This is a genomic window from Roseomonas sp. E05 (genome assembly GCF_030063475.1).
Taxonomy (GTDB): Bacteria; Pseudomonadota; Alphaproteobacteria; order Acetobacterales; family Acetobacteraceae; genus Pseudoroseomonas.
Genome location: NZ_JASIRT010000004.1, coordinates 23,048 through 37,365 on the forward strand (window position 1 = coordinate 23,048; position 14,318 = coordinate 37,365).

At 74.8% G+C, this 14,318-nt stretch carries 12 protein-coding genes; 2 read left to right on the top strand and 10 right to left on the bottom strand.

All coding sequences use genetic code 11. The features are described 5' to 3' along the window. Nucleotides 1-23: 23 nt before the first annotated feature. Nucleotides 24-959, top strand: coding sequence for a 2-dehydropantoate 2-reductase (locus tag QMO56_RS05990; protein WP_283524136.1), 936 nt, complete (start codon nucleotides 24-26; stop codon nucleotides 957-959). Next, nucleotides 956-1,822 carry an aldose 1-epimerase family protein gene (locus tag QMO56_RS05995; RefSeq protein ID WP_283524137.1) on the top strand — a complete coding sequence of 289 codons (867 nt, stop codon included), beginning with the start codon at nucleotides 956-958 and terminating at the stop codon, nucleotides 1,820-1,822. The genes QMO56_RS05990 and QMO56_RS05995 overlap by 4 nt, the downstream gene beginning before the upstream one ends. 184 nt (nucleotides 1,823-2,006) lie before the next feature. Here the strand turns inward: QMO56_RS05995 and QMO56_RS06000 are convergent, their stop codons facing one another. From QMO56_RS06000 to QMO56_RS06045, 10 genes are all read right to left on the bottom strand, one after another. Beyond that, complete coding sequence (locus QMO56_RS06000; protein WP_283524138.1) at nucleotides 2,007-3,164, bottom strand: DegT/DnrJ/EryC1/StrS aminotransferase family protein; 1,158 nt, start codon at nucleotides 3,162-3,164, stop codon at nucleotides 2,007-2,009. A gap of 38 nt (nucleotides 3,165-3,202) precedes the next feature. Next, the gene (locus tag QMO56_RS06005) at nucleotides 3,203-4,675 is read right to left on the bottom strand and encodes a nucleotide sugar dehydrogenase (protein ID WP_283524139.1); all 1,473 of its coding nucleotides are present in this window, start codon (nucleotides 4,673-4,675) and stop codon (nucleotides 3,203-3,205) included. Continuing rightward, on the bottom strand, nucleotides 4,672-6,639 hold the full coding sequence (locus QMO56_RS06010) for a nucleoside-diphosphate sugar epimerase/dehydratase (protein ID WP_283524140.1): 1,968 nt from the start codon (nucleotides 6,637-6,639) through the stop codon (nucleotides 4,672-4,674). Before QMO56_RS06010 ends, QMO56_RS06005 begins: the two co-directional genes overlap by 4 nt. A gap of 80 nt (nucleotides 6,640-6,719) precedes the next feature. Beyond that, the gene (locus tag QMO56_RS06015; protein ID WP_283524141.1) at nucleotides 6,720-7,925 is read right to left on the bottom strand and encodes a glycosyltransferase; all 1,206 of its coding nucleotides are present in this window, start codon (nucleotides 7,923-7,925) and stop codon (nucleotides 6,720-6,722) included. Beyond that, on the bottom strand, nucleotides 7,925-9,046 hold the full coding sequence (wecB, locus tag QMO56_RS06020) for a non-hydrolyzing UDP-N-acetylglucosamine 2-epimerase (protein ID WP_283524142.1): 1,122 nt from the start codon (nucleotides 9,044-9,046) through the stop codon (nucleotides 7,925-7,927). The genes QMO56_RS06015 and wecB overlap by 1 nt, the downstream gene beginning before the upstream one ends. Further along, on the bottom strand, nucleotides 9,043-10,287 hold the full coding sequence (locus tag QMO56_RS06025; RefSeq protein ID WP_283524144.1) for a glycosyltransferase family 4 protein: 1,245 nt from the start codon (nucleotides 10,285-10,287) through the stop codon (nucleotides 9,043-9,045). The genes wecB and QMO56_RS06025 overlap by 4 nt, the downstream gene beginning before the upstream one ends. Before the next feature lie 5 nt (nucleotides 10,288-10,292). Next, nucleotides 10,293-11,423 carry a DegT/DnrJ/EryC1/StrS aminotransferase family protein gene (locus QMO56_RS06030; protein ID WP_283524145.1) on the bottom strand — a complete coding sequence of 377 codons (1,131 nt, stop codon included), beginning with the start codon at nucleotides 11,421-11,423 and terminating at the stop codon, nucleotides 10,293-10,295. 170 nt (nucleotides 11,424-11,593) lie between these two features. Next, the gene (locus tag QMO56_RS06035; RefSeq protein WP_283524147.1) at nucleotides 11,594-12,229 is read right to left on the bottom strand and encodes a sugar transferase; all 636 of its coding nucleotides are present in this window, start codon (nucleotides 12,227-12,229) and stop codon (nucleotides 11,594-11,596) included. Beyond that, nucleotides 12,222-13,451, bottom strand: coding sequence for an O-antigen ligase family protein (locus QMO56_RS06040; protein WP_283524149.1), 1,230 nt, complete (start codon nucleotides 13,449-13,451; stop codon nucleotides 12,222-12,224). The genes QMO56_RS06035 and QMO56_RS06040 overlap by 8 nt, the downstream gene beginning before the upstream one ends. After that, nucleotides 13,448-14,287 (bottom strand): hypothetical protein, encoded by an 840-nt coding sequence (locus QMO56_RS06045; RefSeq protein WP_283524151.1) that lies wholly within the window; start codon nucleotides 14,285-14,287, stop codon nucleotides 13,448-13,450. The genes QMO56_RS06040 and QMO56_RS06045 overlap by 4 nt, the downstream gene beginning before the upstream one ends. Nucleotides 14,288-14,318 lie beyond the last annotated feature (31 nt).

Genomic DNA, 14,318 nt, shown 5'->3' on the forward strand with positions numbered 1-14,318 from the left:
TGCGGCGAGAGGGAGGGAAAGCCATGCGGATCCTGGTTCTCGGCGCGGGTGCGCTCGGTGGCTACTACGGCGCGCGGCTGCTGGAGGCGGGGGCCAATCTCGCCTTTCTCGTGCGGGCGCGGCGGCAGGAGCAATTGCGGAAGAACGGGCTGGTCGTGCACTGCCCGGTCTTCGGCACCACGCAGCGCTCCGTCACCGCGCTGCAGGCCAGCGAGGTGCGCCCCGGCTGGGATCTCGTGCTGCTGACCTGCAAGGCCTACGACCTGGAGGACGCCATCGCCGCCATCCGCCCCGCCGTCGGGCCGGAAACGGCCGTCCTGCCGGTGCTCAACGGCCTCGCCCATATCGGCCGGCTGCAGGAAGCCTTCGGCGAGGCCGCCGTGCTCGGCGGCGTCGCCCGCATCCAGGCCACCCTTACGCCGGAAGGCGAGGTGCGGAACTTCGCCCAGTGGCGCGCCCTGACGGTGGGCGAGCTGGACGGGCGCACGACGCCGCGCGTCACCGGCTTCGTCGCCCTGGCCGGCAAGGGCGGCATCCAGGCCGAGGCCAGCTCCGATATCCGCGGCGCCCTCTGGGCCAAGCTGGTGATGCTCGGCACCTTGGCCGGGGCCACGGTGCTGATGCGCGGTTCGGTCGGGCAGATCCTGCGGGCGCCGGGCGGCGCCGGCTTCCTGCGCAGCCTGCTGGAGCGCAACGCCGCCATCGCCGCGCATCATGGCGCGCCCTTGGCGCCGGCCGCCCTGGAGACGATCCGGGCCATGTTCGGCGACCCGGCCAGCAAGCTGACCGCCAGCATGCTGCGCGACCTCGAAAGCGGCGGGCGGATCGAGTCGGACGCCATCCTGGGCGAATTGCTGGAAGGCGCACGGCGCGCCGGGATCGAACCCGCACTGCATGAACTCACCATGCTGCATGCCCGCACCTATGAGCAGCGCCGTGCCGAGGAAGCCGGCCCGTGACCGACCGCCATCGCATCGGCAACGGCCGGCTCTCCGCCACCATCCGCGCGCACGGGGCGGAGCTGATCAGCCTGCGTGACGCGGAAGGCATCGAACTGCTGTGGCACGGCGGGCCGGAATGGCGGCGCCACGCGCCGGTGTTGTTCCCCATCGTCGGCAAGCTGGCCGGCGACACGCTGCGCCACGCCGGCAAGGCCTACCGGCTGCCGCAGCACGGCTTCGCGCGCGACCGCCGCTTCGACTGGGTGGCGCGCGAGGCAACGCAATGCCGCCTCCGCCTCGTCTCCGACGAGGAGAGCAAGGCGGTCTTCCCCTTCGCCTTCGCGCTCGATTTGACCTACGAGGTGGCGGACACACGGCTCACCGTCACCGCCACGGTGACCAATCCAGGGCGCGGCCCGCTGCCTTTCTCCATCGGCGCGCACCCTGCCTTCCGCTGGCCCCTGGCGCCCGGCCTGTCAAAGGCGGAGCACCGGCTGAGCTTCGAGGCGCCCGAACCCGGCCCCGTGCGCTACCTCCAGGACGGGCTGCTGGGACCGGAGGAGCCCTCGCTCCTGCAGGGGCGGGAGCTGCCGCTCTCGCCCGCCCTGTTCGCCCGTGATGCGGTGATCCTGCCTGGCCTGGTCAGCCGGGCGGTGCGCTTCGCCGCTGCCGGTGGCCCGGCGCTGCGCGTGGCCTGGGAGGGTTATCGCGATCTCGGCCTGTGGTCGAAGCCGGAAGGGGCGGATTTCCTCTGCATCGAGCCCTGGTACGGCACCGCCAGCCCGGTGGGCTGGGACGGGGAGTTCGACATGAAGCCGGGGACCCTCACCCTGGCGCCCGGCGAAAGCCACGACTTCACCTGGTCCGTCAGCCCGGAGTGACCAAGGCTGCCATCGCCAGCGTTGAAGCTGCCATAAAGGCTGACGAGGGTACGACCGGAAGGGAAGATCCCGCACCGCCATGTTCGCTGGGCGGTGGCTGACGGACATGTTCCGCCCCACGAATGTGGGGGTCCGGGGGAACTCAGTTCCCCCGGCGGGGTCCAGGGGCGGAGCCCCTGGTGCCTTACAGCCCGGCGATCACCGCTTCCGCGACCCGGCTGACCTGCTCCTCGTCGAGATAGGGGTGCATCGGCAGCGCCAGGATGCGCTGGCAGACATTCTCGCTGACCGGCAGCGGCGGCGCCTGGCGCAGCCCCCCGGCATGGGCGGCGGCATAGGCGGGCTGATGGTGCAGCGGCTTCGGGTAATAGATGGCGCTGGGCACGCCGCGCGCCTGCATCGCCGCCTGCACGCGGCTGCGCGTCCCGGCCTCCGGCAGCAGGATGGAGTAGAGCCCCCAGGCGCTCTCCGCCCCGGCCTGGGCGCCGGGCACGACGACATGCCTCGCCAGCCGCTCGGCATACCAGCCGGCGATGCGGGTGCGGGCCTTCAGCTCCTCCGCCAGCAGCGGCAGCTTGCAGAGCAGGATGGCCGCCTGGATGGTGTCGAGCCGGCCGTTCATGCCGGTGCGCTCCACCTCGTAGCGGGTCTTTTCGCCATGGGTGCGCAGCGAGCGGTACAGCTCGGCGCGGGCGGCGTCGTTGGTCAGGATGGCGCCGCCATCGCCGTAGCAGCCAAGCGTCTTGGTTGGATAGAAGCTGAGCGCGGTGGCATCGGCCCAGGCGCCGAGCCGCTTGCCGTGCAGCGCGCCGCCGAAGGCCTGCGCGGCATCGTCCAGCGCGAACATGCCTTCGGCGCGGCAGACTTCTTCGAGTTCCGGCCAGTCCGCGGGGCGGCCGAACAGGTCCACGCCGACGACCGCGCGCGGGCGCAGCCGGCCTTCCTCCTTCACCAGCGCGATGCGGCGCTTCAGGTCGTCGAGGTCGATGTTGAAGCTGTCCTCGGCGATGTCCACGAAGACCGGCGTGGCGCCGAGCACCAGCGGCACCTCGGCGGTGGCGGTGTAGGTGAAGGCGGGCAGGAAGACCGCGTCGCCCGGGCCGATGCCCTCCGCCATCATGGCGATCTGCAGCGCGTCGGTGCCGGAGGAGACGCCGACGGCATGCCCCACGCCGGCGAACTCGGCCAGCTTCGCCTCCAGCTCGCGCACGTCCGGCCCGTTGATGAAGGCGCCGCTGTCCAGGATGGCGGCGATGCGGCGGTCGATCTCGGGGCGGATCAGCGCCTGCTGCGCCTTCATGTCGAACAGGGAGATCGGGCGCGGGGAAGTCTCGGCAGTCATCAGCGGATCGCTCCGTCAGTGCGGCCCGGGCGCGGGGCTCAGGCCTGGATGACGGGGTGATAGGCCGGTTCGGCCGGAGGTGGGAAATCACCGCGCGTTTCAAAGGGCAACGCGGCCCCGGTCTCGACCGCCGCGTCGCGGTAGACGCCGCGCGTGTCCACGATCAGGCGGGCATGCGCGCGCAGCGCGGCGAAGTCGATGCCCGGCTGCGGCGTGACGACCAGCACCGCGTCCTGCGCCGCGACGAAGGCGGGGTCGAGCGGCTGGCTCTCCAGCGCGGGCGCGCCATGCGCGGCGGCGAAGCGCGGCACCAGCGGGTCGTGATAGGCGGCCTGGACGCCGCGCCCGGCGAGCAGGCGGAGGATCTCGATCGCCGGGCTCTCGCGCGTGTCGGCCACGCCGGGCTTGTAGGCGAGGCCGATCAGCAGGATGCGGGCGCCGCGCAGGGGCGTGCCGCGGGCGTCCAGCGCGTCGCGCAGGCGGCCGACCACATAGGCCGGCATGGCGTCGTTCACCCGGCCGGCCAGCTCGACGAAGTCGCTCGGCACGCCGAGCTCGCGCGCCTTCCAGGCGAGGTAATAGGGGTCCACCGGGATGCAGTGGCCGCCGAGGCCGGGGCCGGGGCGGAAGGGCATGAAGCCGAAGGGCTTGGTGGCGGCGGCGTCGATCACCTCCTGCACGTCGAGGCCGAGGGCGTGGCTGATCCGCTTCAGCTCGTTGACCAGGCCGATGTTCACGGCGCGGAAGACATTCTCGTAGAGCTTCACCAGCTCGGCGGCGCGCAGCGAGGAAACCGGCACCAGCGCGCCGGCCGCCGGGCCGTAGAGCGCTTGGCCGACCGTCAGGCAGGTGGGCGTGGCGCCGGCCACCAGCTTGGGCACGCGGCCCACCGTGCCCTCCGGGTTGCCGGGGTCCTCGCGCTCGGGGCTGTAGATGGCGAAGGCGTCCTTGCCCACCGTCAGGCCGGCGGCGGCCAGGACGGGGAGGACGAACTCCTCGGTGGTGCCGGGATAGGTGGTGCTCTCCAGCGCGATGGCCTGGCCGTGGCGGAGATGGGGCGCCAGCGCCGCCAGGGCCGCCCGCACCGGGCCGAGCTCCGGCTCCTTGTGCGGCCCGAGCGGCGTCGGCACGCAGATGATGAGGGCGTCGCAGCCGCGCGCCGCCGCCATGTCGGCATAGGCCGCCAGGCCGGCGGCGGCGACGCGCGCATCGGCGATGCCGTGCAGCGGGCTGCGGCCGGCGGTGATGGCCTCGACCCTGCCAGCGTCGATGTCGAAGCCGGTGACGGGAAAGCCCAGCTCGGCGAAACGCAGCGCCAGCGGCAGGCCGACATAGCCGAGCCCGACCACGCCGATCCGCGCCGTGCGGGCCTCCAGCCGCACGATCAGGTCGGCGGCGGGGTCCTGCGGCAGGCGGACGGCCTCGGCGGCCTGCCGCAGGAGGTCCAGCGAGCCCGGCCGGCCGGGCGCCGTGCCGAGGAGGGTGGTGGCGGGGTCGCTGGAGGGGGTCATGCGCGGGCTACGGGGGCTGTACCTGGGTTGTGGGCGAACTCCGGGACCAGCCGTGCGAGCTGGACCAGCGCCGCCTCGGCATTGCCGCCGCGCGCGGCGGCGGCGATCTCGTCGATGGCGCGGCCGACCAGGGCGGCATCGGCGGTGCGCGGGGTGGCGACCAGAAGGCCGGCGAACTGCGTCGGGCGCGGCGGCTCCTGGCCGTGGAACAGCTCCTCGTAGAGCTTCTCGCCCGGGCGCAGGCCGGTGAAGCGGATCTCGACATCCTCGTCCGGCCGCAGCCCGGCAAGGCGGATCATGCGCCGCGCCATGTCCACGATCTTCACCGGCTTGCCCATGTCGAGCACGAAGATGCCGCCATCGGCGAGCTCCGGCGGCTGGCCCTGCCGCTCCTCGGCGCCCGCCGCGCCGAAGGCGCGGAAATTCTCCGCGTCGGCGGTACCGACGACGCTGGCCTGCAGCACCAGCCCGACCGCCTCGCGCACCGTCATGAAGTAGCGGCGCATGTCGGGATGGGTGACGGTCAGCGGCCCGCCGCGCTCGAGCTGCCGGCGGAACAGCGGCACCACCGAGCCGGTGGAGCCCAGCACGTTGCCGAAGCGCACGGTGACGCAGCGCATGCCGCCGGCGCGCCGCGCCTGCATGTCGAGCGCCTGGCAGTACATCTCGGCGAGCCGCTTGCTGGCGCCCATCACGCTGGTCGGGTTCACCGCCTTGTCGGTGGAGATGAAGACCATCGCCCGGCAGCCCACCGCCCGCGCCGCATCGGCCACGATGCGGGTGCCCAGGGCATTGGTCAGCAGCCCTTCCAGCGGGTCGTTCTCCACCATCGGCACGTGCTTCAGCGCGGCGGCGTGGAACACCAGCTCGGGCCGCTCGGCCTCCACCAGCCGGGCGATGCGGGCGGCGTCGCGGATATCGGCCAGCATGGCGCGGCGCGGCACGCCGGGGTGGTTCTCGGCCAGTTCCAGGTCGATCGAGTAGAGCGCGAACTCGCCATGGTCGAGCAGGATGAGCTGCGCCGGACCGAGGGCGGCCACCTGCCGCGCCAGCTCGCCGCCGATGGTGCCGCCGGCGCCGGTGACCAGCACGCGGCGGCCCTGCACCAGCCGCGCCATGCCCTCGCGGTCGAGCGGCACCTGCGGGCGGTCGAGCAGCTCCTCGATGGCGACGGGGCGCAGGTCGAAGCGGCGCACCACGGCGGCCTCGCGCCGGGCGGGGTCGAGCGCGGTCAGGCGCGGGGCGCGCTTGACCGGCACGCCGTGGCGGTCGGCGGCGTCCAGCAGCTCCTCCAGCGCCGGACCCTGCAGGTCGGGGTCGGCGAGGACGATGGCGCGGGGCAGGCGCAGCTCGGCGCGCAGCCGGTCCAGCACCTCCCCCGCCTCCTCCAGCCCGCCCAGGATCGGATGGCCATGGATGCGGCGGCCGGCGGCGCGTGGGCGGCGCGCCAGGATGCCGACGACGCGGTAGCCCGGCGCGCGCTGCTGCAGCAGCGCACGAATGAACAGGTCGGCGGCATCGCCGGTGCCGACCAGCAGCACCGGCTGCGCCGGCGCCTCGCTGAGCGGGCCGACACGGTGGACCTGCTTCAGCGGCGCCAGGATGCGCGGCGCCAGCAGCAGGGCCGAGAGGGTGCCGGCATGGATCAGCGGGAAGGCGGGATTGCCGGGCGCCCAGGCGTCGGTCGCATAGAGGCCGAGGGCGAAGAGCAGGGCGCCGCCGATGCCGGCGCCGACCACCGCCACCAGGTCCTTCAATCCGGCGAAGCGCCAGTATTGCTGCGGCAGCCGCACCGGCACGCCGGCCAGCAGCAGCGCCACCATCGCGCCGGGCAGTGCGCCGAGCCACCACAGGGCGGGCGGGGGCCAGTCGCCCGGCGCCGCCATCCAGACGGCAAGCGGCAGGGCGAGGGCGGCCAGCAGCGAATCGAGGCCGAGGTTCAGCAGGATGCGGGGGAGGGCCATGATTGCCGCGTATAGGCGCCGCACCGCGAGGGGTGAAGGATTGCCGCGCGGCCTCCCGTCCCGCAGGGTGAGGCCGCCGGTCATTTCGTCGCGCAGCCCAGCGGGGCGAGGCGGCGGTACAGCCCGACCAGCCGCTCCGCCTCGGCCGCCCAGCCGAAGCGGCCGAGCGCCGCGGCCCGGCCCCGGCCGCCCAGCTCGGCCCGGCGGGCGGGGTCGGCGAGGCTGGCCACGGCGGCGGCGATGGCGGCGGGGTCGGCGGTGTCCACCAGCAGGCCGCAGCCGGCCTCGCGGATCACCGCGGCGACCTCCTCGGCGAAGGCGGGGGCGATCACCGGCAGGCCGGCCAGCATGCAGTCGAACAGCTTGTGCGGCAAAGCCAGGCGGTGGTTCTCCACCCCGGGCTGGAACAGCACCAGGCCGATATCGGCGCGCGCCGCCTGCTCCAGCGCGGCGGCGTGCGGCATCCAGCCATGCTGCTCCACCCCCGCCGTCAGGCCGAGCGCGGTGGCGCGGGCGGCGAAGTCGGGGCCGGAGCCGTCGGTGAAGCGGCCGATGAGGCTGAGCCGCGTGCCCTCCGGGCAGAGTGCCAGGGCGTCCAGCATCTCCATCGCGCCGCGCGCGCGGCCGAGCGCGCCGAGATGCACGAGCGTCAGCGGTCCGGGCTGGTGCTCGCGCGGGGTGACGGGGGTGGCGGTGGCGTAGTTGCGCACCGGCACGATGCGGTCGGGCGTGGCGAAGTCGCCATCCAGCCCGTCCTTCGCCACCACCACGGCATCGGCGCGCAGCGCCATGCGGCGGCAGGCCCAGCGGATGGCGGCGCGGCCGAGCGGGCGCAGCGCCGCCGGCAGGCGGGGATCGAGCCGCGAGGGGTAGTGCTCGTGCACGTCGAGCACCACACGGGCGCCGCTGCGCCGGGCGGCGAGCAGGGCGGCCAGCCAGGCATCCGGCTCGCTGGCATGCAGCACCGCGGCGCCGCTCGCCGCCGCCAGCCGTGCCAGCGCCGGGATGTTGGCGAGCCGGCCGCGCCAGCCGCCGGCGCGGCGATAGGTGCGAATGGCGACGCCTTCATGCATCGCCGGCGCCCCGGGGCTGCCCTCCGGACTGCCCTCTGGGCCGCCGGGGCAGAGATGCAGCACGCGCCAGCCGGCCGCGGCCAGGGCGGCACCCTCCTTGCCGACGACGCGGACATCGGTGGGTGGATGCGCCGCCGAGAGCAGGCAGGCCAGCGGCGCCTCCGCGCGGGCCGGCGCGGCCGGCTGGCGCAGCAGGGCGGAACCGTCGGGCATCAGGCGGCGCTCCGGGCCGGGGCGGGCGCCAGGGCCGCGCGCAGATGCGCCACCATGCGGGCGCCGGCCTTGCCGTCCCAGAGCGGGATCGGCCGGGCGGTGGGCCAGCCGCCGGCCAGCACCTCGGCGACGGCCGCTTCCAGCGTGGAGGGGGCGACGAGGCGGTTGGCGCCGGATTCCAGCGTCACCGGGCGCTCGGTGGAGGGGCGCAGGGTGAGGCAGGGGCGGTCCAGCACCGCCGCCTCCTCCTGCACGCCGCCGCTGTCGGTGGCGACGAGGCGGGCGCGGGCGAGCAGGCCGAGGAAGTCGAGATAGCCGAGCGGCGGCAGCATCCGAATGCCTGGCGGCGGTGCCAGGCCGGAGTCGCGCAGGCGGGCGGCGGTGCGCGGGTGCAGCGGCCAGACCAGCGGCAGGCGCGCGGCGGTCCGATCCAGCGCCACCAGCAGCGCGGCGAGGCTGGCCGGATCGTCCACATTGGCCGGGCGGTGCAGCGTCACGAGCCCGTAGCCGGAGGGTGCCAGCCCCTCGGGCAGCGGCCGGGCCAGGGCGGCGGGCAGGCGGGCCAGCAGCGTGTCGATCATCGCGTTGCCGACGGCGCAGACCGCCTCCGGCGCGTGGCCCTCGGCCAGCAGGCGGCCGGCAGTGGCGCGGTCCGGTGCCCAGAGCAGGTCGCTGATGGCGTCCACGGCGCGGCGGTTGATCTCCTCCGGCATGTCGCGGTCGCCGCAGCGCAGCCCGGCCTCCAGATGCGCCACGGGAATGCCGAGCTTGCGCGCCGCCAGGGCGGCGGCCAGCGTGCCGTCCACATCGCCGGCCACCACCACCAGCGCGGGACGGCGGTCCGACCAGAGCTCGGCGCAGGCCGCCATGGTGCGGCCGGTGAAGGTGGCATGGCCGCCGCCCGCCGTGACGCCGAGCGAGATCTCCGGCTCGGGCAGGCCGAGATCGGCCAGGTGGGCGCCGAACATCGCGGGATCGGCGTGCTGGCCGGTATGCAGCAGCACCGGGCGGCAGAAGGGCGGCGCAGCGGCGAGGGCGTGCCACAGCGCCGCCAGCTTCGGCAGGTTCGGCCGCGCCGCCGCCACCAAGTGCAGTTCGGGCATGGCGGTGGCGGCGGTCATGCGGCGGCCAGCAGGCCGACCGGCGCCATCTCGCCGGCTGCCTCCACCACCTCGATGAACTGGCCGGCGAGCAGCCGCCGGTCCCAGCGGCGCACCGCCTGCTCCCGCGCCGCGCGGCCCATGGCACCGCGCTGGAGCGGGTTGTCGGCCATCTTCAGCAGGGCCTCGGCCAGGGCGGCGGCGTCGCCGGGCGCGGTGGCGATGCCGCAGGGGCCCTCGGCCAGCAGGCGGGCGGCGCGGCCGGGCAGGTTGGAGACCACCGGCAGGCCGGCGGCCAGATAGTCCATCAGCTTGTTCGGCGCCGTCAGCTCGGCGAATTCCGGCACCGGGGCGAGGCATTGCAGGCCGACCTGGGCGCCCGCCAGCAGGCTGGCGAGCTGCCGCTTCGGCAGCGGCGGCAGGAAGCTGACATTGTGCAGGCCGCGCGCTGCCGCCTCGCTGCGCAGGCGCGGCTTCTCGCTGCCCTCGCCCACCAGCAGAATGCGGATGCGGTGCTCGTTGGCGGCGCGCAGCACGGCGGCCGCATCGAGCATCTGGTCCAGCCCGTTGGCGCGGCCATGCGCGCCGGCATAGACGGCCAGCATCTCCCAGGGCGCCGCCTCGGCCGGGCGCCAGGGGGAGACCTGCGGGCCGAACAGGTCGAGGTCGCAGCCATTGGGCACCACATGCACCCGGTCGCGCGGCGCACCGCGGGCCAGGGCGGTGGCGGCCATGCCCTCGCTGAGCGCCACCACCGCGCGGGCCTGGCGGCAGGCGGCATTGGCCATGACCTCCATGCCCGCCAGCGCCCAGCCGGGCACCCCGCCCATCGCGCGCGGCAGCTCCGGCCAGGGGTCGCGCATCTCGTAGAGGAAGGGCGTGCCCTTCACCCGCTGCGCCAGCAGGGCCGGGAGGGTGACGGTGAGCGGCGTCGAGCTGGCGATCACCAGGTCCCAGTCCTCGGCCAGCGCCAGCCTGCTGGCGCGGGCGGCATAGCGGGCGAAGGCGAGGCTGCGGGCGGCGAAGCCCTGGGCGTTGCCGCAGGGGATGTCGAACTCGACGATGCGCAGGCCGCGCAGCCGCCCCTCGCGCCGGCCGGAATGGAACTCGCCCGCGAGGCCGGTGGCGGCGCCCTCATAGCGGCCGCAGGCCATGGTCACCTGATGGCCGCGCGCCAGCAGCGCGGTGGCGAAGGCATGGCTGCGCGTCGCGGTGGCGCCGTTCGGCGCGGAATAGTGCTGGTGCAGGTAGAGGATGCGCATCGGGCCTATCCCTTGCAGCAGCCGCGGATGACGGTGATGACCCGCTCCTGCTCCTCGGCGGTCATGGCGCCGCTGGGCAGGCAGAGGCCGTGCTCGAAGAACTGGCCGGAGAGCCCGCCGCCGTCATAGCGGGCGCCACGGAAGGCCGGCTGCATGTGCAGCGGCTTCCAGACCGGGCGGCTCTCGATGCTGGCGGCGTCCAGCGCGCGGCGGACCGCCTCGCGCGTGCTGCCGAAGGCCTTCGGGTCGATCAGGATGACGGAGAGCCAGCGGGTGGCGCGGGCCCAGGCCGGCTCCGGCATGAAGCCGATCCCGGGCAGGTTGCCGAGCCCCTCCACATAGCGTTCGAAGACCTGCCGGCGCTCGGTCACGCGGGCCTCCAGCGCGCCGATCTGCGCCAGCCCGACTGCTGCCAGCACCGAGGAGAGGCCATAGGAATAGCCCGTCGTCTCATGCTGGTAGTGCGGCGCCACCTCCTTCGCCTGGCTGGCGAGATGGCGGGCGCGGGCGATCAGCGCAGGGTCGTCGGAGGCGAGGGCGCCGCCGCCGCCGGCGGTGATGATCTTGTTGCCGTTGAAGGAGAAGGCGGCGAGCGCGGCACCCTTGCCCACCGGGCGCTCGCGGTAGCGGGCGCCCATCGCCTCGGCGCTGTCGCACAGCACCGGCACGCCCCAGCGGCCGCAGAGGGTGAGGATGGCGTCCAGGTCGCAGGGCTGGCCGTAGAGGTCCACCGGCACCACGGCGCGCGGCAGCTTGCCGCGCTGCGCCGCACGCTGCAGGGCGCTCTCCAGCAGGTTCGGGTCCATCGTCCAGCTTTCCGCCGCGACGTCGAGGAAGCGCGGCCTGGCGCCCATCTGCACGGCGGGGGCAATGGTGGCGACGAAGGTCAGGCTCTGGGTCCAGACCTCGTCCCCCCGCTCCACGCCGAGCACGCGGTAGCCGAGATGCAGGGCCGCCGTGCCGGAAGCGACCGCGGCGACATGCGTGAATTCGGTCGCCTCGCCGATCGCCTGCTCGAAGGATTCGGGCACCGGCCCCGCCGGAGCGATCCAGCCGTCCGTGAGGGTGCGACTGAGGACTGCGAGCTCACCGCCGACCAGGCTGGGGGGCGACAGGTGCAGGCGGGTCCGCGGCATGCGGGCAGGCATGCCGCGGCTTGGAAAAAAGAGAACCCCCTGCGGACGGGAGGGGGCATCGTCTTCTGCCCGGAGGTGGATCGCAGCCATGGGTCCACTCACATTTTTGTGATAGCAGACAGCCAAACAGGTTCGACGTTCTGTTTCAAGACAGAAAACAACCTATGGTGTTAAAAGCTCGTTGACGCCCTCTCGGAGTCGGCGGGCGAGGCGACATCGAAACGCGGCATGGTGGCGCAGCCCGGGGCGTGAACGCCCTTTCCCCGCAGCAGAATCGCCAGCGTGCCGAGCATCGCGGCCAGGTCGGCGCCCAGCGTGACCCGCGCGGCGTAGCGTGCGTCCAGCTCCAGTCGCTCCTCCCAGGGCAGGGCATTGCGGCCGGCGGCCTGCGCCACCCCCGCCAAGCCCGGGCGGACACGCAGCCGCTGCCGCTGCCGCGCCGTGTAGCGCGCGGTATAGGCGGTGGGCAGCGGCCGGGGGCCGACCAGGCTCATCTCGCCGCGCAGCACGTTGACCAGCTGCGGCAGCTCGTCCAGCGCGGTGGCGCGCAGGCGGCGGCCGAAGGGCGTCAGCCGCGCAGCGTCATCGCCCGGCCCCTCCCGCATCGAGCGGAACTTCAGCAGGATGAAGGGCGCTCCGTCCCGCCCCGCGCGCTCCTGCCGGAACAGCACCGGCCGCCCCAGCGCCAGCCGCACCGCCAGCGCCGTGCCGAGCAGCAGGGGCGAGAGCAGCAGCAGGCCGAGGCCGGCGCCCAGGATATCGAGGCAACGCTTGCCCCATCGTTCGTAAGGTCCCTGTTCAGGCACGGCGCGCCACCACTCCCACCGAAAGCGCCAGACCCAGGGCGAACCAGACCATCCGGTTGCCGAGGTCGGTCGAAACCATCGCCGCCAGCCCCACCGGCAGCACCAGGGCGGCGATCCGCGCCACCCGCTCCGGCGCCGCGTGGCGCGCGCGCAGCAGCAGCAGCGCCGCCGCGCCGCCGAAGCAGAGCATCCAGAGCAGCAATCCAGGCAATCCGCCCTCGGCCCAGGCCTCCAGCAGGTGGTTGTGCGGGTAGAGGCCGCGCCGCTCGCCATAGCCGGCGGCGAGGGTGAAGCCCCCGGTGCCCAGGCCCCAGGGCAGGGTGGCGGCGCCCCAGTCCAGCGCGGCGCGCCACAGCGCCGGGCGGGCCGAGGCTTCCAGCCCGCCCTCGGTGAAGCGCTCCAGCGTGCGCAGCCCGTCCAGCGCCTGCGCCTGGAGGAGCAGCAGGCCCAGACCGGCAAGGCCGGCCAGCGCCGCCCCGCCGGCCCAGCGCAGCGCCGCGCGCGGGCAGCCGGCGGACCAGCAGCGCAGCGCCGGCGTCAGCAGGACCGAGAGCGCCAGCGAGATCAGCCCCATCCGGCCACCCGGCAGCAGCGCCGCCGCCGCCAGGGCAAGGGTGTAGGAGGCCCAGAACAGGCGCCCCTTCCAGCCCGGCGACTCGACCAGCCGCACGGCGCCGAGCCCGGCGGCACAGGCGATGGCGAGGCCGGCGAGCTGGTACTGCACCCGCAGCAGGTCCGGGTTGGCGCCCACCGCGCCGCCCAGCACCACCCGCCCGGTGGCCAGCCCCACCGCCACGGAGACGGCGACCAGCGGCCCGGCCGCCAGCGTGGCGCCGACGAAGAGCCGCCGCGCCGCCGCATCGGCGCCCACGGCGAGGCCGCCCAGCAGCATCAGCGGCCCCAGCAGCACCAGCTCGGGCAGCTTGGCGGCCAGGATCACGCTGCTGCGGCTCCAGGCGCCGGCCAGCACCAGCCAGAGCCAGAGCAGCGCCGCCCCGGCCAGCGGGGGTGCGAGCAGGCCGTGCAGCCACCAGCGGCGCGTCAGCAGCAGCAGGGCCAGCAGCGGCAGCAGCAGGGCGCCGGCGAGCAGCGTCAGGTCGAGCGGCAGCGCGGCGCCGAGCGGCGTGGATTTCAGCGCGCCGGCGAAGTGCAGCCCTGCCGCCGCGAGCCCGGCCAGCGCGCCGAGCGCGGCACTGTCGATGCGCAACGCCCGCCAGCTCACCGGCGGCGCGCTCCGCCGCGCAGCAGCACCCAGCAGGCGCCGAGAAACAGGCAGGCCAGGGGCGCCGCCACGGCGAGCATCGCCAGCAGCAGCGGCCGGTTGGGCAGGGAGGGGTGCAGCTCCACATTGGGGCCGGAGACCAGCCGCGCCGCCACGGCCTGGTCGGCCGAGAGCACCAGCGCCACCCGCTGATGCTGCGCCAGCAGCTCGAACAGCGGCGTGCGCAGATAGATGTCGCGCTCCTGCGCCAGCCGAGCGTCGAGCGCGGCGATGCGGCGGCGGGTCAGGGCCAGGAGATCCTCCCGCACCCGCCCCTCGGCGAAGGCGTGCAGCCGGGCCAGGGCGTCCAGCGCCGCCTCGCGGCGGGGATGCGCCAGTTCCAGCGTCCAGGTGACCGAGGCGAGCGACTGCGTCACCGCGAGGTTGCGCTCCAGCCAGCGCTGGGCGTCGTCGGCATCGGGCGGGCGGCCGAGGCCGAGCAGCCGGCGCAACGGGGCCAGCGGGCTGCCCGCCTTCCAGGTGGCGAGGTCGGCCAGCAGGCTGGTGTCGCGCGCCAGCATGGCGGCCGCCTCCGGGCTGCGCAGCGCCGAGAGATAGACCGCGTAGTTGCCGCCCGGCCGGGTGTCCAGCAGGCTGCCGGGCGCCAGGGCGGCGGCCGAGATCAGGCTGGAGGCGGCGATGCCGGTGGTCTCGGCCGGCGCCACCACCAGCTCCGCCACATAGGCGCGCGGCAGGGACAGGATCACCGTGCCGCCGGCGCCGAGCACCAGCAGGGTGGCCAGCAGCAGCCAGCGCCAGAGCGCCGCGACGCCTCTCAGCAGCTGGTCGAGCGGCATGGCGGCCTTCCTCGCGGCGGGATGCCGGCCC